Source organism: Mesorhizobium sp. M7A.F.Ca.US.008.03.1.1, from assembly GCF_003997495.1.
GTDB lineage: Bacteria > Pseudomonadota > Alphaproteobacteria > Rhizobiales > Rhizobiaceae > Mesorhizobium.
The window spans coordinates 183,173-205,494 of record NZ_RZRU01000001.1 but is presented as its reverse complement, the minus strand read 5'-3'; the positions used below and the strand labels follow the sequence as shown (position 1 = coordinate 205,494).

Sequence of the window (22,322 nt, the reverse complement as noted above, 5' to 3'; positions counted from 1 at the left end):
CGCATCAACTGACCATAAGGTTTGCAAAAATGGACGACAAATACGCCAATGCGCGCGAGCATTTTTTCGCAGCAGTTCGCACCTTGGCCGCATCATCCGACCCCATCCAGACACGATTGATAGATGCAAACCTGAACGTTTTGCATGTCACGCTCGATGAATTCGACGGTGACCGGGAGCTCAAGTTCAAGTTTGCCAAGATTTTGGACCTTCTGGCTGCCGACCAGGACAACATGGAAACGGTCGCCATCGAGACGACCGCCCACATGACGGACTTTGAAGCGGTAAAGGTTGCGGACCTGATCTGTGATTTTTATTATGAGTTGACGTAGGCTCCGGCACAGCTTTCCAGGGCCGTCAACGGAGCGACAATCCTAGTTTGCTCAGCACGTCGCCTGTGAAACAGAGCAGCCACCGACCCCACATTATTGGGGTTGCCCAGCGTGGGATTAGGTGGCCAAACACGTCGCACGCTCGCGCCCAACACCTCGACCGGTCAGCCGCGGTGGCCGAAATGGCTCCTGCTTTCGTATCCACCTTGGACGCCGCGCCGAACGCCGATGACGGCGCCCCGCAGTCCGCCAGGCTCTGCCTCATCACCCGCAAGTTGCTCGCGTAGCGCGCCTATTCCAGCGAGCCGCGACGACGGTGCAGGCAAACGGGCTTGTCGCCTCCCGGCGCGCATTCCGAAAGTAACTTGGTCAGCATCCCGGGCTTCTCATCGCGGATCTCGGCGTCGTTTCGGCGCGCGACCGCGGCGCGCACAAGCTTGGCGCCGATATAGCGGAATGGTTCTGGCGGCATCGTCTTGCGCCGATCGAGCCCCACCAGCCCACTGCCGCTCCAGCGATCCTTCCGTTCCAGCACAAGGCTGGCCAGGATGCGGCCGCCGATCGGGGTCTGGGCAATGCCGGTCCCGTTGTATCCCATGCCGAAGACGATGTTGGGATGACCCTTCAATTGATCGAAGACGGGAACATGCTCCGGCACACAATCGATCGGACCTGCCCAATCATAGTCAATCGGCACCCCTTGCAGTTCGGGGTAGACGCGGCCCAGTTCGCGGATGTTTTCCCGTCCGTGTTGGGGGCTGCGGTTGAAGCTCTGGCCGAAATTGCCGGCATAGGCGATGTTGCCGCTGCCGCGGCCGAAGACCACCCGACCCTTCGCGGTGCGCTGGTAGTAGAGGACCTGGCGCTGCGAGTCGCAGATAGAGGCTCCGTCGCGCCAGCCGATCCGGTCGAGCAGGTCAGGGATTTCCGCGGTCGCGACCACCTGGCTTGCGACCACGTAAAGATGCCGTCGAAGTTCGGGCAGCGCCGACAACCACGCATTGGCCGCCAGCACGACCTTTTCGGCCCGCGCCTCGCCCTGCGCAGTCCGGACCAGGCAGGTCCTGCCGGGCACGATTTCGGTGACGGGACTGCGCTCATGGATGACCACCCCGCGAGCAATCGCCAGGTCGCGCAGGCCGGTGGCCAGCTTGGCTGGATGGACGGTCCCGGCATTCGGCTCGACAACGCCGGTATAGGATGCGGAAGACCCAGTCCGCTGCTTGATCTCCTCGCCGGTCAACTGCCGGAAGCGATTGGCCCCGGCCGCCTCGGTCATCGCGACAGCGCGGTTCCAGGCTCCCTCCTGGGCCGAGGAACTGGCCGTCCATAGCCAGCCGTCGAGACGAAGATCCATATCGATCGTGCCGTCGCGCTGAAGTTTCCCCAACTCTGCGATGGCATCGACGCTATCGGCGCAAAGCTCCCGCCCCTCTTCTTCACCGACAACGGCGCTGATCTGATCGAGCTCGGCGAACCAGGAATGCACCTGTCCGCCATTGCGCCCGGAAGCGCCGGAGCCGCAGTGATCCGCCTCAAGCACCATAACGCGGGTCTCGGGAGCCAGATCGCGGATCCGCAACGCCGTCCACAGCCCAGTATAGCCGCCACCGACGATCACCACGTCGGCCCGCTCGCCGCCGACCAAGGGTTGCGTCGCCGGGGCAGCGGCGATGTCCTGCAGCCAGAACGACCGATCGGCTGGCGCCGCGGCTGCCGGCTGTCTCATCCGTAAAGTGGCCATGTCAGACCCTCGTCTCGCGATTGATCACGTCGGCATATTTCAGCGGCAGCCAGTCTGGGATCGGGCGCGTCGCCTGCGGGAAGCCACCCAGATGCGTGCAGGTCCTGCTGGCATCGAAAGAGGCTTTTTGCATGGCTCTGTCGGCGTTGAGACCCGCGAAACAGAACGCGGTTATGAAGGTGGCGATGAAGCTATCTCCCGCCCCACACGTGTCGATGACGGCGGTCGGCGACGCCTCGGCGTGGCGAACGCCTTGGCTGTCGCAGAAGTAGGCGCCCCGACTGCCGCAGGTAAGCACGACCTGGCGCGCACCAGCCGACCGCAGCGCGGCGATGACCGGCTCGACCGGCACGCTCAGTTCGTCTGGACCGGAGGCGAAGACGAGAGGCACGCCCTGCAGCGGCAAGGCCAGATGCGCGGTCGAGACGTCGACACTGAACGGCACATGCTCGCGAACCAGGCGGCGTACGAGATCCTTGTTGGCGTTGGTGCCCAGATGCACCCAGTCGGCTTTCGATATAACCCGCCAGTTGGGCGGCGTGGGCATGTAGTTCTCGCCGACGCCGAAGGATTCGAACAGGAAAGTACGGTCGCCCGACTGGTCGCGCAGCAGGGTTACCGCCGTATCACCGGAGATCATCTCGACATCCTCGCGGAATAGCCCGGCGGTCTCGATCTCGCGGAGCGTTATCTCGCCCTCCGGATCGTCGCCAACCGCGCCGAAATAGCGCGCGCTCCAACCATTGCGGCGCCATTGAACGGCAACGTTGAGGGCGTTCCCGCCCACGGTGAGCAGGTCCTTGTTGAGATAGACGTCGAGGCAGTTGTCACCGACAGCGACCAGATTGGGCGATGCTCTTCCGGTCATGCTGCTGTCGACGCCCGCGTCATGTGGGGCTCGATTGCCTTGAGATTGCGTGTCCATGCCGCGACCGGGTCGAGCGCGTAGGAGCCGTTTCCAAAGGGCTCGAAGGTCAGTTTTCCCCGATAACCCGACGCTGCGAGCTCTTCGAGATACTGGCCGATGGGAAGCTTCCCGTCACCCCAGACAAGGTGTCCAGCGGGGAGCCCGTCGACGATCTGGACATGTGCCAGGCGCGGCCCGAACAGCCTGACATAATCGGCCACCGTGTCGCCGGCCGTGGCCATGCCGACCGTGTCCAGGACCACGTCCATGGTGTCGGCGCCGATCTGGTCGAGCATTCGGCGCAGGCCCGACGCATTGGTGACGACGTTGGTTTCGACGCGTTGCAGCGGCTCGAGCAGGCAGCGCACGCCGACCGAGGCCGCATGGGCGGCGATCTCAGCAAGCGACTGGGCTGACCGCGCCCACGCGTCTTGGGGCGGGTCGTGTTCATATCCACGCCCGGACGTCAGGAACAGATATTTGGCGCCCAGTTCAGCGCATATGTCCGCCGCGCGGCGGAACCGCCTGACACTGTCACGGCGGTATGCTCCGGCGCCCGACGCGATGTTGATCGGATAGATCACCTGCTCGGGCGTGAAGCACCAAGTCGACAGGCCGTTCTGCGCAAGTATATCGCGCACCGATCGAACTTGTGCGTCGGTCGCGTGAAAAAGGTCGAGATGCGGCGCGATGCCCCAGAGCTCGATCTCCTTGAAGCCGAAGCTGCGAAGGATCTCGGCAACGCGTTCGAACGCGTAATGCTGGAAGGCGAAATTGGCCCCAATCAGTTGGTCGACCTTGATCTGCGGCATGAATGTCTTCCCGGTGATTTATTTGCCGATGCCTTCGGAGAGGCCGCGGATGAAGTACCGCTGTGCGGCGAAGAACAGCAGGACGATCGGCAGGGCCGAGATCGTCATCGCCGCGAAGACGACGCCGTAATTTGTGCCGTTCTTGGACATCAGCGAGGTGAGGCCGACGGGCAGCGTCTGCACCGCCGATCCATTGGTGAAGACCATCGCGAACAAATACTCGTTCCAGGCGAATAGAACGTGGAGGATGATGCAGGAGATGATGATCGGCTGGCACAGAGGCAGGATGATGCGCCAGAAGATTTGCCCCTCGCTGGCGCCGTCGATGCGGGCCGCCTCGTCGAGATCCTTCGGCAGCCCAAGCATGTAGGCGCGGATCAGAAAGGTGCTGAACGGGATCCGGAACGCCGTGTAGAGGATGATCAGCGCCCAGTAAGTGTTGTAGAGGCCGATGGCCTGCAGCATCCGCACCAGGGGAATGAGCGCCACGGTCGGGCTTAGCATGAGGCCGCCAAGGACCAGACCGACGATAAGCGGCTTGCCGGGCATTGGCGTTCGCGTCAATCCATAGGCGGTCCAGGCGCTGATGAGCACCGTGCAGATCGCTGAAGCGACGGTCACCAGCAGGCTAGAGGCCAGATAGTCGCGGACGCCCCGGTTCCAGGCCTGCACATAGTTGCCCCAGGTCCACCGCGACGGCAGCGCGAACGGGTCGCCGAAGATCTGCCCATTATCCTTGAAGCCGTTGAGCGCCATCCAGACCAGCGGATAAAGCACGACGATGCCGAGACAGATCAGGAACGAGTACAGAAAGGCTTTCGCAAGAGCGCTCCCGAAGGTCGGGCGCGCGGTCCGCCCACTGGCCGCCATCACCGTCACAGCTCGATCCTCCGGCGTCTGGTGTACCAAAGCTGGGCCGCTCCGGTGATCATGGTCACGGCGAAGATCACGGCGGCGATCGCGGCGCCGTAGCCGAAATTGTTTTGAATGAAGCCCTGCTGGTAAAGCCATGTGCCAAGCACCTGGCTGCGGTTGTTGGGGCCGCCGGCGGTCATGACCATGACCTCGTTGAACACCTGGAACGCGCCGGTGATCGTTACGATGATCATCAGGCCAGTCATCTCGCGGGTCAGAGGCAGCGTCACGCTCCACAGCCTGCGCAGCGGCCCGGCTCCGTCCATGACGGCGGCATCATAGAGATCGCGCGGAATTTTCTGGATGGCGATCGCAAACAGGAGCGTCGAGTAACCGAAGCCCTGCCATTGGCTCATCGCGATGATCGCGTAGATCGCCGTATGCTCGCTGCCGAGCCAGGGTTGGATGAGCTGTTCCAGACCAATGCGCCTGAGGCCGGCATTCAAGAGCCCGATATCCGGCTGGTAGATAAAATAGAACAGCAGACCGGTTATGGTGATCGAGATGGCGGAAGGGATGAAATAAATCGCGCGCCAGAAGCGCCTTTGCCGCTCGCTGCCCAGCCCCTCGATCAGCGCCGCTAGGACGAAGGCACCACCAACTTGAAAGATGATCGAGATCAGGGCGTAGAGCGTGTTGTTCCACAGCGCCACCCAGACGACCGGGTCATGCAGCAGCCGCTCATAATTGGCAAGGCCGATATTCGTGGTCTCGCCGGTAAAGATATCCTCGTCGGTGGTGCTGACGATAAAGTTGTCGACGATCGGGTAATAGACGAACCAACCGACCAGGATCACGGCGACGGCAACCCAGCGGAGCGAGCTCCAGTGGCGGAACGGCCGGCCGGCTTTCGCCGCCGGCTCGCCCGCAGCGTTGCTCAAGGCAGCGCCTTCCATTCTGGCCAGACCGGAGTTCGCCATCGGCCTATTTCGACGACGCGGCGGCCTGCTTGACCTGCTCCATCACCTGCTCAGGCGTCATGGAGCCGCCGGTCAGGGCCTGGAGGCTGGATAGCCACGCGGAGGCCACGCGCGGCGGGTTCACCGTGTCGAGCCATGGCATCAGGTAGGAAGCGGAGGCGATCTCCTTAAGGCCGGCCACCACCGAAGGGTTCATGTTGGATTCCGAAGCCCCGCCGATGGTCGCGCTGGGCTGCCCATAGGGTGAGGCCGAGAGCACCTGGCCATTCTGCTTGGACGTAACGAATTTCATGAAGTCGATCGCCAGCGGGATGTTTTTCGAGGCAGAGCTAATCATGTAGCCTTCCGGCGCGCCTTCGATCGCTTTCACGTCGCCTTTTGCGCCCTTCGGCGCAGGCAGCGTGAAGAAGCCCAGATCGGACACTTTCAAAGCGGAATCGGCCGACGCGCTCTGATCGAACTCGATGATTTCCTGGTAGTACATGGCCGATTTCGTGTTGCTGAAGGTCTGGATAGCTGACGAATAGGAGGTGCCGTTGACAGAGGCGCCGCCATCCGTGCAACTGTCGATGAGCTGCTTGTACTGGGAAAGCGCGGCAACATAGCCCGGGTCGCTGTATTGCGCCGTGCTCGGGTTGAAATCCTTCTCGAGCACCGCCTGCGGCACGTCGTAGGCGAGCAGCTGACCCACATAGTGGATTGCCGGCCAGGCTTCCTTGTTGCCGAAAGAGATCGGCGTCATGCTCGATTTCCGGATCGTCTCGCAGGACGACAGGAGCTCCTCGAAGGTCTTGGGAGCGCTCAGGCCGAGCTTGGCGAAGGCTTGCTTGTTGTAGCCCATGAACTTTGCGTCGAGGTAGAGCGGAATGCCGTAGTATTTGCCGTTGTACATGAAGGCCTGAACGGCCGCCGGTGTCAGTGTCTTGCCCCACTCGGTGTCAGGCCCGATGACCGTGGTCAGGTCCACGGCGCGATGGCCGCGCACGAAGTTTCCGCCCCAACTGCCGGTCCAGGAAAAGTAGATGTCCGGCAGCGAGTTTGACGCGACCAGCGTTTTGGTCTTGTCCTTGACGCTGTCGTCGCTTTCCTGGATTAGTTCGATTTTCACGCCGGGATGAAGCTTCTCATAGTGCTGGGCGACGCCGACCAAATAAGGCGCCAACTGCTGCGCGCCGAATTTCGTTAGGACCGACAGCGTTCCCTGATAATCGACCTTTGCATTCGCATCGGCCTGGACCGCCTCGGCGGCGATACCTTGTCCCATTGTCATGCCCAGTGCCGATGCGGCGGCCAGCGCCGCCATTGCAGCCTGTATTGAATATTTCATGATCAGTTCCCTTCTTCGTTTTTATGAGGTGAGGTGATCAGTATTCGACGCGCTTGTAGTAGCGACGCGTCGTCAGCGGGTGATTGCGCAGCACTTCCAGATGCGCGCTCACGCGTTCCAGCAACGTCGCAAGCACGATCGGCGAGATGAGTTTGCGGACAGCAGGCGAGATACCGGGCAGTTCGACCGACGCGGCATCGAGAACGTGCACCTTGTCGGTGTACCGCTTGATGAAGCTTTCGACGCGGTCGCCCAGCGGACGGCTGGCATCTTCCCCCTTGAAGAGGAATACGCTCACACCGGGTTCGACCAGCTCCAGAGTGCCATGGAAAAAGTCCGCGGCATGGACCGGCCTAGACCTGATCCACTGCATCTCCTCCAGAATGCACATGCCGTAATAGTAGGCTTGCGGCCAGACGGAGCCGGCGCCGGTGAAGATGTGGTAGGTTTCGTTCTTAATGGTATCGGCGAGTTTTGCCGCGGCGCCTTCGTAAGCGGCCTTTGCTGCAACCAACAGTTCAGGCAGTCTCCTGAGCTCGGCAACTGTGGCGTCGAAGTCTTCATACTCGCCGCGCTCGGCCAGCAATGCCAGGACGATCAGCAGTGACTGCAGGTAGAAGGACTCCGAAGAGGTGTCGTCCTCCGCGAAGTTCGTGAAGGTGAAATCGGCCTCCCTGGCAAGCGGCGTGTCGGAATGGCCGGTGAGCGAGAGCGTGCGCACGCCTTTCTGCTTCAGGAAGGAAAGCAGCTGCACGCTTTCCTTGGTCGTGCCCGACAGCGAGGGGATGACCACGAATGCCTTCCGGTCCAGCCCGGCAGGAGGATCCAGCACGACCTGCGCCGGATATTCTCCCCGCACGGGAAAGCTCGTACGGCGCTCGGCGAGTTCGATCGCTGGGAGGGTCAGAAGCTGCACGCCGCCGGTCCCCATGAAATAGAGCCGCTCGACGCCGTCCGCGAGCAGCCGACGTACGAGCGACCTCGCCTCTTCGGCAAAGGAGATGGCTCCGCTCTGGATCTTGATGAAGCGGTCTTTGTCAAAATTGAGCATGCAGTTCTTCCTCGTATTTTTCGGTGCGTCAGGGCGCCATTCGTGCAGGCACCGCCGGCAGATCGACACGGCCACAATCGATCCGGCTGATTGTGAGATCGATCTCACATATTTAACGCATGCATTTTGGCGGTTGGCAAGTGCTCTTACGGGACGAATCTGCGGATGGGCCTATTTGATCGGGCGATCAGCGCCGGTGCAGCCGCGAGACCGAGCCGCGAACAATGAGACGCGTCGGGAAGCGCGTGTGGCGCGGGGCCAGCTTCTTGCCCGCCAGACGTTCGAGCAGCATTTTGGCGGCAAGCGCCCCAATTTCGGATGTGGGCTGCGCAATGACGGTGATCTGGGGATCGGTGAAGGTGGCGAGGTTGAAATCGTCGAATCCAACCAGCGAAACATCCTGCGGGATCGACAGTCCCATCGAGCGCAGGCCGAGCAACGCGCCTTGGGTCATCAGGCTGTCCACGGTGAACAAGGCGGTCGGGCGATCACCGCGACTGAACAGTCGGATGGTGGCTTCGATGGCATGTTCGACGGTGGATCGCGACACACTGACGAGCGACGCATCCAACGCAATGCCGTGCGATTCAAGCGAATTCTGGTATCCGGCAAACCGCTCCTGCGCGGTGAAGATGCGCGATTCGTCCCGCAACAAGCCGATACGCTCGTGACCGTTGGCGACCAGATAGTCCACCGCCTCGCGCGCGCCGCCCTCATTGTCGACGATGACGCTGTCGCAGTGCACCTCCTTGACGACACGATCGATCAGCACGACCGGCGTGCCCTCACGAGCGAGTTGGACGATATGCTGGCTGTCCGTCGCGGAGGTCGGTGCGAGAATGAAGCCGCGAATGCTGAGCGAGCGCAGGCTCTCGAGCAGCTCCTTTTCCTGTTCGACGTTCTCTTCGCTGCTGGCGATCAGAAGATTGTGGCGATGTCTGCGCAGTTCCGTCTCGATATCATGGGCGATGCGCGCGAAGAACGGGTTCTGGATGTCCCCAGGAATGAAGCCGACGATCGGCAGTTGTCCGCTGCGCAGGGCCTGCGCGACGAGATTGGCCCGATATCCCAGTTTCTCGGCCGCTTCCAGCACACGCAACGCCGTCCCGTCGCCAACATAACCATAGCTGTTGAGCGCCCGCGCGGCCGTGGCGCGCGAAACGTTGGCCGCGGCGGCAACGTCCTTCAGGGTGATGCCTTTCTGCGCCACGATCGTTGTGCTCCCAAGACCTGGGCATTGGCGCAGGCCACCCTTCGACAGGGCTTGAGCAGCTCTTGTGCCGCATATTGGTGCCTTGCTGCAACAGGTGACGAACTCCGGCCGGCTACCCCCTTCGGAATTCGCGGACACGTATGGTGGCAAGGCTCCGGAGCGCTACCTCAAGCAAACCGGGCTGGCCGGAAATTGGCCAGCAACGGGTGTTCATTTCCGGTGGCGATCTCGCCTGCAAGCAGTTCGCCGGCGATCAGCGCGAGCGTCGCGCCACTGTGGCTGAAGGCCACGTAATATCCCTCAACGTCGTTCAGCCGGCCGAGCACAGGCTCGCCATCCCCCGGGATCGGCTTGGGGCCGACGCCGTAGTTCTCCAACTCCAGCTTCGGATTGCCCTCAAGCACCTTCGAGGCTTCTTCGAGGAGCCCCTGGAGGGTCGAAGCCTTGACGCCATAAGTGCCGTCGGAGTTGACGATCACCTGTTCTTCGGACCATGCCGAATCGAGTGCGAGAGCTCCGTCCGGGGTCGGGCGAACGGCAACGCGCGGCGTATTGAGGACCGCCCGAAGTGGCAGAGCCACGGGCTTGGTTCTGACCAGCAACGCGATCGGCGTTCCGTCCGGGATGTGTTGGCCGGTTTGCGCCACCGTACGCGGCACCTCGCTGCCCGTGGCCAAAAGCACCGCATCGGCGGCAAACGTGGCGCCAGTCTCCGTCGCGACCCCAGTGGCGCGCCCCGCAGAGAGTGTCACCGTTGCGCGCCCGGCGTCGAGGACGAGCTGACCGCCCCGCTCCACGAATTCCGCAACCAGCAGTTTGATCAACGTCGGCAGATCGACCCAGCCCTCACCCGGGTTGAAGATCGCGCCCTGGGGCGTGACGGCGTTTATCGCGACGCCAGGCGTGGCTGAAGGGATGTCGCTTGGGCGCAAATGCCGTGCGTCATATCCGAGGCTCTTTTCATGGGCCAAAGCTCCCATGATCTCATTCGAGCCGTCGTCCGCATCCCAGGTCAATCCACCGTCGAAACGCAGCCAGGCAGCATCTGGGTATTTTGCCGACAAGGTCCGGTACCGGTCGATGCCGATCATACGCAGCCGATGATACTCAGCGGAGCGCATGCGTGCGGAGTTGAGCCAGGCGAGCGAGCGGCCGGACGCTCCACTGGCCAACGGCCCGTTATTGACGAGGATGGTTTGGATGCCGAGCCGCGACAGATGAAGCGCGGAGGAGACGCCGAAAATACCGCCGCCGACAACGACGACTTTCGAGACCAGGTGTGTAGGCATGGAAGGTTCTTTCGCTGTGGAGAATGAATCGTGGGAGCGGACCGGGTCGTCTTGGTTTCTTCGAATTCAGATCAAAGCACTTCGGCCAGGAAGTGCCTTAGACGCGTGCTCTTGGGGGTGTCGAAAATCGCTGCCGGTGGGCCGGCCTCAATGACGCGGCCTTCGTCCATGAAAATGACTTGGTCCGCGACCTTGCGGGCAAAGCCCATTTCATGGGTCACGACGACCATCGTCATGCCGCGCTGACCGAGGTCCGCCATCAGGTTGAGGACGCCTTTGACCAGTTCGGGATCAAGCGCGCTGGTCACTTCATCAAACAAAATGACCTCCGGATCCATTGCAAGCGCGCGGGCGATCGCCACACGCTGCTGCTGACCGCCGGAAAGACTGCCGGGGCGATGGTGTTTACGCGCGGCAAGGCCGACATCTGCAAGACGTGCCTCGGCGATGCGTTCGGCTTCCTGCGTCGGAATGCCCTTGACCTTGGTCAGCGATAGCGTGAGGTTTTCAAGGGCGGTGTGATCCGGGAATAAATTGAACTGCTGAAACACCATGCCGACGCGCCGCCGCAGCTTCTCGGGTTTCATAGCCAAGATGCTCGCCCCATCGAGCAACACCTCGCCGCCCTTGGGTTCGACCAGACGATTAAGGCAACGCAACAGGGTCGACTTGCCTGACCCCGAGGGACCGATGATGCAGGTGACTGTACCCGGCTTGACCGTCAGGCTTACGCTCTTGAGAACGTCGAGCTCCCCATAGGCCATATCCAGGTTGCTGACGACGAGGCTGCCGCCCTTGAACAGGGGACGCACCGAACCCGCCTCTGAAGTTGGACCGCTGGCGGCGCCTTCCAGTTCGCTCACCTCGGCCAGGCCACTTGTGGCCACGCCAGCTTTTTGCTTTCCAGTCCGCAGCCGGTTGTCGATGTGATTGACCACATGGGTCAACGGCACGGTTATGACCAGATAAAAGACGCCCGCCAGCAGCAATGGTGACAGATTTCCGGTGACCACCGCCTGGTCCTGACCGACACGGAAGATCTCGCGCTCCGATGCGAGCAGGCCGAGAAAATAGACGAGGCTCGAATCTTTGACATTGCCTATGAACTGGTTGACCAGGGCCGGCAGGACGCGCCGGATGCCTTGCGGGACCACGATCAGGCGCATGGCTTGGCCGTAGCTCATGCTGAGCGCCCTGCAGGCTTCCATCTGGCCGCGCTCGACGCTCTGGATGCCGGACCGGAAGATCTCGCCGATATAAGCGCCAGCGATCAGGCTGAGCGCAAGAATGCCTAGCGGATAGGGCGAAGGGCCGAAGATTTCGCGGCCGATGCGAGCAAAGCCCTGGCCGATCAGCAGGATCGTGACGATCGCCGGAAGCCCGCGGAAGACATCCGTATAGATCCGGGCCGGAATGCGCAGCCAACGCGATTGCGAAATGCCCATGATCGCCAGGACCATGCCTATTGCGATGCCGAGCACCGTTGAAGCAGCCGCAAGGATCAGGGTGTTTTTCAATCCGATGGTAATCATGCTCGGCAGCACGTCAGCCATGGCCTGCCAGTCGAGAAAACTGCGACGCAGGTTTTCAAGCCAGTTCATTCGATCTTCTTCTCATTGCGCTGAGCATCCGAACTCATCGAAGTGCGGCCCGCGAAGTTTCCAGCCGTCGGCGGGAACCGGCTGCCGGAGCGGTCACTTCTTGGGGAGATACTGATCGGGCATCGGCGAACCAGGGAACCACTTTTCATAAAGTGTCTTCCACGTGCCGTCCTGCATGGCTGCGTGCAGGGCGGTGTTCAGCGCGTTCCGCAGCTTGTCGTTGCCTTTGCGAATGACGAAGCCTGCCGGCGCGTCGAACGACGGGATATTGACAGCAATCTTCAGGTCCGGGTAGCGCTGACCATAGTCCTTGGCCGCCTCGTAATCGAGAAAATGAGCGTCGACCGTGCCGTTGTTGAGCGCCGAGACGGCCGAGTTGTTGTCAGGAAATTTGACCAGATCGGTGCCGATGAAATTCTTCGCGGCATAGATTTCCTGCAGTGTGCCCTGCACGACGCCGAGACGCTTGCCCTTGAGCCCGTCAGCCGATGTGATCGTCTTGTCGGCGGTCAGCACCGACAGGTAACCGGCGAGATAGCCATCCGAAAAATCGACCGTCTTCTTGCGCGCTTCCGTCGTGCCGATCGCGGCCACCGCGACGTCGAAGCGCCCATTGGCAACCGATGGCATCAAAGCCGAGAACTCCTGGCCGGTGAAGATCACCTGATCCGGTTTGAAGCCAAGGCGGCTCGCCACGTTCTGGAACAGTTCCACGTCAAAACCCGTGAAAGTGCCACCGGCTTGGGTAAAGGCGTAAGGCTTCGCATCGCCCATCGTGCCGACGCTGACGACCTTGGCGTCGATCAGGCCATAGGGATTGTCTTCCGCCGCGGTGGCCTCCGAAACAGAAGCTGCTGCGACACACGCGATTGCGAGAGCCACTGCGCCCCGCCGAGCCGGCCACATCAGCCATTTGATCATTTCGAACTTGTTCACGTCTCTCTCCACTCTGAAGGTCTGTTTTTCTTGGCATTCACTTGAGACCGCTTTCACCCGCCTCGTCATCCGACGCCCAGCAGAATCCTCGCGTCCAGTCGTATCGCAAAAGAGACCGGTTTCTGCTACAAGAGACCGGTCTCTTTCCTAAAAGTACCGCCCGATTGACCTGCCGTCAACATTTCTTGTAGTCGTTCTTGAGATGACGAAAGTCCCATACAGTGCCCGCCCCAAAACGGTCGCCGACGTTGCCCGAGCGGCGAACGTCTCCAAGGCGACGGCCGCCCGCGTGTTGGGCGGCTATGGCGTCGTCAGCGACACCATCCGGGCGAGCGTCACGGCAGCCGCCAAGGCTCTCGATTATCGGCCGAACGAGCTCGCCCGCAGCATGACGACCGGCAGGTCGGGGATCATAGGGGTGGTCGTCGGCGATATCGAAAATCCGTTCTTCAGTCTCGCCGTGCGCGGCATCAGCGATGCGGCGAAAGCGTCCAGCTTCAACGTCATTCTGGCGAACTCCGGCGAGAAGATCGAAGCGGAAAAGGCGGCTGTACGGCTCCTCATCGGCAAGCGCGTCGACGGGCTGATCGTGACGCCCTCGGAGTCGCGGGACATAGGCCATCTGCGCGACATCCATCGGTCCGGTCGGCCGCTTGCCCTGCTTGACCGAGCCCTGCCCGACCTCGATGTCGACACTGTCACGGTTGACGATCGCGAGGCCGCCATACGGGCAACTCGTGTGCTAATAGACGCCGGCCATCGCAACATCGCCTATGTCACGGCAGTGGAAGCCAATGGCCACGAATATGTCGATCTCGGGCAAATCTACACGTCGTCGGTCCGCGAGCGCATCGATGGCTTCGTCAGCGCGTGCAGAGACGCCGGTGTCGACCGACCTGAGCGCCACGTCCGGCTCGGCGCGACAGGCCCCCGAGAGACACGCAGGCTCGCAGACGAACTGCTTTCCCATCCTGGGCGACCGACCGCGATCCTTGCCTCTGACAGTGTGATTGCGCTGGAAATCCTCAGGGCTATTCGCCAACGCGGCATGGGGATCCCCAACGACATTTCGCTGATCACCTTTCACGATGCGGACTGGACCGGTGTCACAACTCCGCCGATAACCGTCATCGATCAGCCGGTCTATGCACTTGGCCATAGCGTTGCGGAACTGCTCATTCGCCGCCTGAACGGCCAGATCCAACCGCCGGAAAGGCTGGTCCTGCGGACCGCGATCATCACGAGAGGCTCGGTAGGTCCCCCACATCCGTGAGTCCACGACAGTTGCCTCGAGCGTTTACGTTTCATGCGGTGGTTGCCATGTCCTTGGTTCAATTCAAGGCGAAGATAAGGTTACGCCGGGAGGTTGGAGTGTTACGGCGTGAGAGGGTGGTCCTTGAGCGGTCGCTTCATCCGTTCGATGAGATCGAACGCGACTTGATAGCGCTTCAGCAGCGTTCGGCCGACGGAAATGATTGACGAGACTTAGCCGCCCCCTAGCTTGGATGCATGGAGATCAACCCGCCTGCTTCGTTAAACGGCTTTCTGCGAGGTTTTCGCAGCGATGCTATGTGGCTGATCGCTTCATTTGCTTGTAGCTGGCGGCCTGGTCCTCGGATTCAGCCTCCTGGCAGAGGAAGTTGTCGAGGGTGACACGAGGGCATTCGACCGGGCCGTACTTGCGGCGTTTCGGAGCGCCGATGATCCGACGAATCTGATCGGCCCGCCGTGGCTGGAGGAAATGGGCCGCGACGTCACGGCTCTGGGCAGCGTTGCGTTCCTGGGTTTTGTATCGCTGGCGGCCATAGGTTACCTGCTGATCACGCAGAAGCGGAGATACGCTTGATTGGTCACCGCCGCCGTGGCTGGTGGAGAGGCCCTGAGCACAGTTCTGAAGGTCGCCTTTGATCGCCAGAGACCCGACATTTTCCACACCACCAGGGACTTTACCGCCAGTTTTCCGAGCGGCCACGCGATGTTGTCCGCTGTCACTTTCCTTACGCTTGGAGCTTTGCTGGCCAGGGCAAATCCTGATCGCCGGGTGAAAGGGTATTTCGTTGCCCTGGCCGTGTTCCTGACCATCATGGTCGGAATGAGCCGGATATATTTCGGCGTTCACTACCCCACGGATGTACTTGCGGGATGGTGCGTCGGATCAGCTTGGGCAATCTTTTGCTGGTCGGGGGCCCATTGTATCGAACAGCGGCGCGGGTCCTGATCCGCCCCTGGACTTGCTGTCGCACGACCTTGTATTCGTGCAAGATCAACCAACTCCGCGACACGAGACGGCTATCCCGCAGCCGGCCATTTGCGAGATTGCGCGAAGGATTCTAAAGCCTTAGCGCCCATGGGGCGCCCGAGCGCGTAGCCCTGCAGCAGGTCGCAGCCGAGCTCTTTCAAGATGCGCGCATGCTCCATCGTCTCGACGCCCTCGGAAACCACTTCGATGCCGAGCGATTTGCCGATCTCGATGATGGATGACACCAGGCGCCGTTGCGGCAGCGAGCCGGTGATGGGTGTGATCAGCTGGCGATCAATCTTCAGTCGGCGCGGCTGAAGCTTGAGCAGACTGACGATCGAGGCGTAGCCGGTGCCGAAATCGTCTATCTCAATGTCGATGCCGAGGTCCTTGATGTGCTCGATGTTCCAGGCGACGAGGTCGTCATTCTCATCGAGGAAGATGGACTCGACCAGTTCGAAGGAGACCGTCCCTTCGCGGATGTTGAGCTTGCGAAGACCATCGATCAGGTCCTTGTCCTCGAGCCGGCGTGCCGAGACGTTGACCGAAACGCGTGGAATGTTGAGGTGCTGAAGCTGCCAGCACTCAAAGTCGGCCAGAGCCGCTTTGAGGACCGTTCGGTCGATCAGGGCGACAACGTTCAGTTCCTCCGCGACCTTCAGGAAGACGTCGGGCGTCAGGATGCCGCGCGTCGGGTGCTGCCAGCGGGCCAAGGCCTCCACGCCGACGACTTCCAATGTGCCGGCGTCAAACTGCGGCTGGTAGAAGACGATGAATTCGTTGCGCTCGAGGCCGCCCAGGATCTCGTCGGCGGTCCGCTTGGTTTCCACGATTTCGCTTTGCAGCTCCTCGTTGAAGAACTCGTAGCGGTTCCGGCCTGAGCTCTTTGCCCGGTAGAGGGCGAGATCGGCGTTGACCAGCAGCTGCCTTGCGTCGAGCCCCTCGCCCGTATTCGCCGCAACGCCGATGCTGACACCGAACCGGCACTGGTGGCCACGAAAATTGACGGGTTGCCGCATCTCTTCGATGATGCGGTCGGCTAGTGCGGCGAGCTCGGGATCGTCGCGCCCGCCGCAAATGACCACGAACTCGTCGCCGCCAATGCGCGCGACGAAGTCGGCGGCTCCGGCATTTGCCTTGATGACCTTCGAGGCATGCATCAACATGGCGTCGCCGGCCGCGTGCCCCAGCGTGTCGTTGATCTGCTTGAATCGGTCAAGGTCCAAATGCAGGAGCGCGGTTCGTTCTCCTCGACGCGCGGTCGTCGCCAGCATTTCGTCGAGATAGCGGCGGTTCGGCAGCCCGGTGAGCGAGTCGTGCAGCGCCACATGTTCGATGCGCCCCTTGGCCAGTTCAAGCTCAGCGTTCCTCAGTTCGGACAGCTGTCTTTCTCGTACGAGGTTTTCGTTGAGCACGACGTCGCTCGTGACGTCCCATTCGGCGCCGATCATCTTGGGCGTGTCGTTGCGGCCCTGGAAATAGGTTGCACGCGTGCGCACATGCCGGATCTCACCATTCGGGTGGACAATCCGGTACTGCGAGGAATAGGGGCCCTTTACCGCCGCCGCGGCATCGAAATCCTGCTGCGCCCGTTCGATGTCGTGCGGATGAATCGCTGAGGCCCAGTCATCATAGCCGCGTGGCTTCCGGTCAGCCGGCCTGCCGTAGATTTCGTTGACGCGGTCGTCCCACACCAGCTCGTTGGTGGCGATGTTGTGCTCCCAGACACCGATTCCCGACGCATCCAGCGCGAGTTCCAGGCGACCGGACAATCGCCTGAGCTCGGCGAAGTTTTTCTGCCTTTCGCCGAACAGCCGCCCCGCAACGAGAATGGGCAGAACGACGAGCGCACCGGCCAATGCCATGATGGCCCGCAAGGCCCAGGGATTCTTCGCTGATGCGGCCCAGCCACCTCTGGGGATGGCGGCGATCTGCCAGGAACCGGAGGGCAGATGCACCTCTGCGGTCACCGGGTCGGCACGCGTGACGCGCTCGCCACCAAAGAAGCGATCACCCGTCCCGCCAAGGCCGTCCTTGCCGGTCAGGGCGATTTCGATGTCGAGATCGGCGTCAAAAAGGCCGCTTGCCTTGTAGAGGCGCTCAACGTCAACAACGACGGAGACGATCCCCCAGAAGCGCTCGCCACCCCCCGCCGTCTTCACGAAGACCGGAAAGCGGCCGATGAAGCCTTGGCCGCCCTGCGCCAGGTCGACTGGACCGGCCAGCACGGGCACCCGCAGGTCGCGCGCCCGGAGCGCGGCGGTGCGTTGGGCATTGTTCTTGCGGTAATCGAGGCCGATGGCTTTCTCGTTGCCAGGCATTGGATACATCAGCGAGATAACTAGGTCCGGCGCGCCGGCGATGTTGCGCAGCTGAGATTCCTGCTCGAACAGGTTGCTGGCCAGGGCCGCAAACCTCTGTTGCCCCATATAGGGTTCGGTCACGATCGCCGAAACCAGACCGCGCGTAAGCTGGAGATTGCCGTTGATGTTGCCTTCCAGCTTGGCCCTTATGATGTTCACCTTGGCCGAGACGTCGGCGCGCGCCAATTGGTCTGAAACAATCCTGTTTTCCCGGTCCGCCAACACGGCGCAGATCACAAGCACCACAAAAGCGATCGCCGCCGGCAGGTTCGCTGAAGACAAAACGGAGTGTCTCAACCGGCTGAGACTGGATGCGGTGTTGGCCAATTGACCCAAATACCTTTCCCTGGCAATACCCCTCGGCCGAGCCTAGCCGAAAGTACTTAAATTTGGTTTTCCACCACGCCCGGTAATTTCAGCATTAGGTGGCGCTCTCTAAGGAGGTCAGGAGTCGAGCTTGGCGTCCGCAGACAGCGGCACTCTTGGGGCAGCGCTCCGCGACGAGCATTCCCCAACCGCGCGAACGAGCCAGACGAGGCGCTTTCTGGGTGCATTGATGGCGGAATGGCAATTTTCTGACGCGGCCGGCAGCTGGGAGCGGGTCGTCGGCCCCCAGCGCTCTCACTTCCGATATCGCGCCATGATTGCGCTCAGCCAGCTGAACAGGCTGATTTCCTCCGGTCGCCCATCTACTTGCTGAATGGCGGTGCGCAGCGTGATCTCCACCAGATCATCTGCAGCCTCAACGGATCGCGCTCGATAGGAGCGGGCTACAAATCTGAGCGCTGCTATCAGGCGGGGATCTGTTACGTCGCAACATTCATCTGCCGCAACTTGGGCAATTTTCGGATATTGCTTTGGTCTCCAAGCATAACTTCCATCCCTGTTCTGGACGAAAGCACCTGAGTCGACTTCCACGTCCGCACGCCGGATTGATCGAACGAGGTATACAAAACTGCCGGGCATCTGACCGGGCAAGATCAAATGATACGTGAAAGAGAGTTGGTATCAATCCGACAATCGAACGGCCTTCAGCCATTCACCCACCGAGTCGTGCTTGCGTTAGGCGACCGATCTACAATGCTGCCGGCTTGCTTAAAATCACTTCGATTTTCTGGCTGCTTTTGCGTTTTGTCCGCTTGCAGCGGATGTTTTGGCATCCTTTGATGTGCCGCCATTGCGGGACCAGCACCGGTCGCCTTCCCCATGTCGCCACTCGTCTTGGTTGAAGATGACTTGCTGCCGAACAGCCCTGCGAAGAACTTGCCAAGGAAACCCATGCTGCGATCCTCCCACTACCGGGGACCATGTCGGTCCCTCAAAACGCCGCACACCGCGGCAGAAGCGCGGGCAGTCGAGGCCCAGACCTCAACGGCGAGCCTGAAGAGGCCACTGCCACCGGCGCCCAACCAGCTGCGGTCGTTTAGGTTCCCAGCGAAGACGCCGACCGCCTTTGCCAATCGCGGTGGGCCTGCCTCACTGCGAGGAAGCGGGGGCTGAATCCGCTGCACCTTTCGAATGACCTCGCGGGCGATCTGATCGGCAGAACCGGCGAAGTCGACCGGCCCGTCATACAGCGCGGCAATCATAGGCATCCCAGCTTTGATCTCGCCGGCCTTGGTAAGTACCATCGTGGCACCCCAGCGTGGGCTATTGCGTCCAGTCCGCGTGAGCCATCACCCAAGGGCAAGGCTGCCGCCCGCGTGACTGTTGTCGGGCGCTCCGGCCATTCCTCGCGGCCCGACCTTGGCCTCAACGCCATCCACGCCATGGCCGACAGGCGCGCGCTGGATCTTGCGCAAATACGCGATCCCACGAGAGCGGAATACGGTCATCCCGTGGCAGTTACGCCAAGCGGCGAGTGTTTAGTCTAGCGCTTCGCTTCGGCCGCTTTCGGTGATTTCACCGGCCAGCCTTAAACATCGGTTCCAAAGGCCACCGGGCAGAGCTTCTTCTGAATGGCTCGTGTCTGTCAGCACCAAGAACACTGGCACGCGAACAGAAAGTCCGGTGGGGTAGCCCGGCCAAGACCAAAGGCGATAGTGCACCAGCGCCGGCGGGACGTCTTTTAGTCGGTTGGATAATCGCTCATGCAGCGGAACAAAGCCGATTGACGCTTGTCAGCTCGACAGCACACCCGTGCCTAACGAGGACAAGCCCCTATGAAAACTCACCTTATTCTGGCTTCCCTGGCCACCGCCACGGCCATGACGTTCACCCTGTCCGCTTTCGCCACCGACAGCGCGCAACGCTTCGTCGACAACGCTGCGGCCGGTGGGATGTTCGAGGTTGAATCCAGCAAGATCGCCGAGGGTACGGCCCAAGAGCAGGCGGTCAAGGATTTCGCGCAGAAGATGATCGACGACCACGGCGCGGCCAACGCCAAGCTTGAGACCATCGCCGGCGAACAGAAGCTGACGTTGCCGAAGGAACTAGACGCCAAGCGCAAGGCTGATCTCGACACCTTGAAGACTGCCAAGGGCGCCGTCGACAAGCCTTATGTCCAGATGCAACGCGATGCGCATTCGGAAGCGGTCACGCTTTTCGAGAGCTATGCAAAGGGCGGCGACAATGCGCAGTTGAAGACATTCGCCGCCGAGACGCTGCCGACGCTCAAAATGCACAAGGACATGATCGAGAAGATCGCCACTACGGGCGACGCAGCGTCTACCACGAGTTCTACGACGCCAGCCGTAGCCACGACCGGCACCGCAAACCCCGCCGCCCCCGTTCCCGGCGCCAACAGCTTCACCGAGGAGCAGGCCAAGACCCGCCTCCAGGATGCCGGCTTCACCGATGTGTCCGCGTTGACTAAGGACGACAAGGGTATCTGGCGCGGCCAGGCAACCAAGGACGGCAAGAACACGACGGTGGCGCTCGATTATCAGGGCAACGTCGTTGCCGGCGCCAACTGACCAACCGAAACCCAGATCGAGGAGATTTACCATGAAGACCGTAACCGGACTTTTCGACGATTACGATGACGCCTCCGATGCCGTAGGCGAACTGGAAGCCAGCGGTGTTCCGCATGGCGACATCAGCATCGTCGCCAACAATTCAGATGGTCGGTACGACGATGGCTACCGCTCTGACGCTGCCGAGGATGCCGCCGGCGGTGCCGGTCTCGGCGCGGTGATCGGGGGCGCCGGCGGTCTGCTGACAGGGCTTGGCCTCATGGCCATCCCGGGTGTCGGCCCCGTGGTGGCCGCAGGCTGGCTGGCTGCTACGGCAGCCGGTGCTGTGGGCGGCGCAGTCGTCGGCGGTGCGGCCGGTGGGATCGTCGGCGCGCTCACCGATTCCGGCGTGCCGGAAAGGGATGCCCATGTCTATGCCGAAGGCGTCCGTCGTGGCGGCGCTCTGGTGACGGCCAAAGTCAGCGACGGGCTTGTCGACGAAGCGGAGCGCATTCTCGGGCAGACCAACTCGGTCAATTTGGAACAGCGCCGCCGCGCATATGAAGCCGACGGCTGGACCCGCTTCGATGCCGATGCCGAACCTTACGGCGACATAAAGGCCGAGCGCGACAGAATTCGCAACGCCAGCTCGCGCTGAGGATCAAGGCCCCGCCGCCAAAAAAGCGGCGGGCGTTCGCCCTATTCCTATCCAGGAAGCATTGAACCGATCGCAACCAGCGCGGGTCGCGAGGATCGAACCCGGCAGTCTGGATGACCCGCCGTCTTCAAAGTGCGCGGCGGCCCAGCGGTGGGAGCAAATTGACGAGCCGCGAAGTTCTACAAGGCGACTGACAACGTCCCGTGCAGCCCAGTGAGGGATCAATTGCTGAGCCATTTGCGTTTACACCGCGCGAGAGTTTTGGTGAGATCTCCTGATGACCCGCATCGCAACATTCAATGTCAACGGTGTGAACGGTCGCCTGCCAGTGCTCATCAAGTGGCTGGGTCGGACCGACTTTGACATCGTGTGCCTTCAGGAATTGAAGACCTCGGATGAGAAATTTCCCGCGGAAGCCATCAGGAACGCCGGTTACGGCGCGATATGGCAAGGGCAAAAGTCCTACAACGGCGTAGCTATACTCGCTCGTGGAAAAGAGCCGCTGGAGCGCCGACGTGGGCTCCCGGGCGATCCTGACGATACGCACAGCCGATATCTCGAGGCTGAGGTGGATGGGATCGTCGTCGGCTGCCTCTACCTGCCCAACGGCAATCCCGCTCCCGGCCCGAAATTCGATTACAAGCTGCGCTGGTTCAACCGCCTGATCAGTTACGGTCAGCTGCTGCTCAGGCAAGGCGTCCCAAGCGTTCTGTGCGGCGACTACAATGTCGTCCCCACCCCGATCGATGCCGTGGTGCCGCGACGCTGGCTAGGCGATGCAGTCTACTTTCCGGAGAGCCGGCAAGCCTATGCCCAGATGCTTGATGGCGGCTGGATCGATGGCGTCCGCCGCATTCACCCGGAAAAGGGCGTCTACACCTATTGGAACTTCTCCTACCAGGGCGGCTATGATCGAAGTTCCGGCCTGCGGATGGATCATCTTCTGGTCAGCCCATCAGTTTCGGACAGGTTGTGTGACGCCGGAGTCGACGCTGACGTGCGAGGCTGGGAAAAGCCGAGTGATCATGCGCCAGCCTGGATAGAACTCGACGGGTCCGGCAAGCACACGACGTGATCCGTCGTTCGGGATGGCTACGCCTCTTTGCTAATTGCTATCGGAA

General features: G+C 61.5%; 20 protein-coding genes and 1 pseudogene. 8 read left to right on the top strand and 13 right to left on the bottom strand.

All coding sequences use genetic code 11. The features are described 5' to 3' along the window. Positions 1-29: 29 nt before the first annotated feature. Positions 30-332 (top strand): hypothetical protein, encoded by a 303-nt coding sequence (locus EOA16_RS00935; protein WP_127254895.1) that lies wholly within the window; start codon positions 30-32, stop codon positions 330-332. A 292-nt stretch (positions 333-624) separates the two neighbouring features. Here the strand turns inward: EOA16_RS00935 and EOA16_RS00930 are convergent, their stop codons facing one another. The 11 genes from EOA16_RS00930 to EOA16_RS00880 all read right to left on the bottom strand — a co-directional run bounded on the left by EOA16_RS00930 (position 625) and on the right by EOA16_RS00880 (position 13,017). Further along, positions 625-2,061, bottom strand: a complete 1,437-nt coding sequence (locus EOA16_RS00930; protein ID WP_245455811.1) for an FAD-dependent oxidoreductase — start codon at positions 2,059-2,061, stop codon at positions 625-627. Between the two features lie 16 nt (positions 2,062-2,077). Then, entirely contained in the window at positions 2,078-2,944 is an 867-nt protein-coding gene (locus EOA16_RS00925; RefSeq protein ID WP_127254891.1) for a PfkB family carbohydrate kinase, read from the bottom strand. Beyond that, positions 2,941-3,795, bottom strand: coding sequence for a sugar phosphate isomerase/epimerase family protein (locus tag EOA16_RS00920; protein ID WP_127254889.1), 855 nt, complete (start codon positions 3,793-3,795; stop codon positions 2,941-2,943). Before EOA16_RS00920 ends, EOA16_RS00925 begins: the two co-directional genes overlap by 4 nt. Before the next feature lie 18 nt (positions 3,796-3,813). Further along, entirely contained in the window at positions 3,814-4,665 is an 852-nt protein-coding gene (locus tag EOA16_RS00915; protein WP_127255307.1) for a carbohydrate ABC transporter permease, read from the bottom strand. 5 nt (positions 4,666-4,670) lie between these two features. Next, positions 4,671-5,591, bottom strand: coding sequence for a sugar ABC transporter permease (locus EOA16_RS00910; protein WP_245455810.1), 921 nt, complete (start codon positions 5,589-5,591; stop codon positions 4,671-4,673). Positions 5,592-5,634: 43 nt separating this feature from the next. Beyond that, complete coding sequence (locus EOA16_RS00905; protein ID WP_127254887.1) at positions 5,635-6,957, bottom strand: ABC transporter substrate-binding protein; 1,323 nt, start codon at positions 6,955-6,957, stop codon at positions 5,635-5,637. Positions 6,958-6,994: 37 nt separating this feature from the next. Then, positions 6,995-8,008, bottom strand: coding sequence for an SIS domain-containing protein (locus EOA16_RS00900; protein ID WP_127255303.1), 1,014 nt, complete (start codon positions 8,006-8,008; stop codon positions 6,995-6,997). Between the two features lie 187 nt (positions 8,009-8,195). Further along, complete coding sequence (locus tag EOA16_RS00895; protein WP_127254885.1) at positions 8,196-9,218, bottom strand: LacI family DNA-binding transcriptional regulator; 1,023 nt, start codon at positions 9,216-9,218, stop codon at positions 8,196-8,198. A gap of 170 nt (positions 9,219-9,388) precedes the next feature. Then, positions 9,389-10,510, bottom strand: a complete 1,122-nt coding sequence (locus EOA16_RS00890; protein ID WP_127254883.1) for an FAD-binding oxidoreductase — start codon at positions 10,508-10,510, stop codon at positions 9,389-9,391. 71 nt (positions 10,511-10,581) lie between these two features. Continuing rightward, a complete protein-coding gene (locus EOA16_RS33460; protein ID WP_127254881.1) occupies positions 10,582-12,111 on the bottom strand; it encodes an amino acid ABC transporter permease/ATP-binding protein in 1,530 nt (509 codons plus the stop codon). Between the two features lie 93 nt (positions 12,112-12,204). Continuing rightward, complete coding sequence (locus tag EOA16_RS00880; RefSeq protein ID WP_164754076.1) at positions 12,205-13,017, bottom strand: ABC transporter substrate-binding protein; 813 nt, start codon at positions 13,015-13,017, stop codon at positions 12,205-12,207. Positions 13,018-13,249: 232 nt separating this feature from the next. Between EOA16_RS00880 and EOA16_RS00875 the strand changes: the two genes are divergently transcribed. The 3 genes from EOA16_RS00875 (at position 13,250) to EOA16_RS32980 (ending at position 15,265) form a co-directional block, all read left to right on the top strand. Next, the gene (locus tag EOA16_RS00875; protein ID WP_127254880.1) at positions 13,250-14,320 is read left to right on the top strand and encodes a LacI family DNA-binding transcriptional regulator; all 1,071 of its coding nucleotides are present in this window, start codon (positions 13,250-13,252) and stop codon (positions 14,318-14,320) included. A 315-nt stretch (positions 14,321-14,635) separates the two neighbouring features. Next, entirely contained in the window at positions 14,636-14,893 is a 258-nt protein-coding gene (locus EOA16_RS32985) for a hypothetical protein (protein WP_245455809.1), read from the top strand. A 15-nt stretch (positions 14,894-14,908) separates the two neighbouring features. Then, entirely contained in the window at positions 14,909-15,265 is a 357-nt protein-coding gene (locus EOA16_RS32980; RefSeq protein ID WP_245455832.1) for a phosphatase PAP2 family protein, read from the top strand. A 71-nt stretch (positions 15,266-15,336) separates the two neighbouring features. Here EOA16_RS32980 and EOA16_RS00865 read toward each other — a convergent pair whose 3' ends face one another. Both EOA16_RS00865 and EOA16_RS32505 read right to left on the bottom strand, forming a co-directional pair. Continuing rightward, on the bottom strand, positions 15,337-17,946 hold the full coding sequence (locus EOA16_RS00865) for an EAL domain-containing protein (protein WP_206517302.1): 2,610 nt from the start codon (positions 17,944-17,946) through the stop codon (positions 15,337-15,339). A gap of 734 nt (positions 17,947-18,680) precedes the next feature. Continuing rightward, entirely contained in the window at positions 18,681-18,929 is a 249-nt protein-coding gene (locus EOA16_RS32505; protein ID WP_164754047.1) for a hypothetical protein, read from the bottom strand. A gap of 396 nt (positions 18,930-19,325) precedes the next feature. On the opposite strand from EOA16_RS32505, the pseudogene EOA16_RS00860 reads away from it, so the two are divergent. The 4 genes and pseudogenes from EOA16_RS00860 to xth form a co-directional block, all read left to right on the top strand. Then, positions 19,326-19,427, top strand: a pseudogene (locus tag EOA16_RS00860) (peptidase dimerization domain-containing protein); the annotation flags it as partial. Between the two features lie 384 nt (positions 19,428-19,811). Then, the gene (locus EOA16_RS00855) at positions 19,812-20,564 is read left to right on the top strand and encodes a DUF4142 domain-containing protein (protein WP_127254876.1); all 753 of its coding nucleotides are present in this window, start codon (positions 19,812-19,814) and stop codon (positions 20,562-20,564) included. 31 nt (positions 20,565-20,595) lie between these two features. Continuing rightward, complete coding sequence (locus EOA16_RS00850) at positions 20,596-21,201, top strand: hypothetical protein (protein ID WP_127254874.1); 606 nt, start codon at positions 20,596-20,598, stop codon at positions 21,199-21,201. A gap of 277 nt (positions 21,202-21,478) precedes the next feature. Then, positions 21,479-22,276 (top strand): exodeoxyribonuclease III, encoded by a 798-nt coding sequence (xth, locus tag EOA16_RS00845; protein ID WP_127254873.1) that lies wholly within the window; start codon positions 21,479-21,481, stop codon positions 22,274-22,276. The last annotated feature ends 46 nt before the right edge of the window (positions 22,277-22,322 follow it).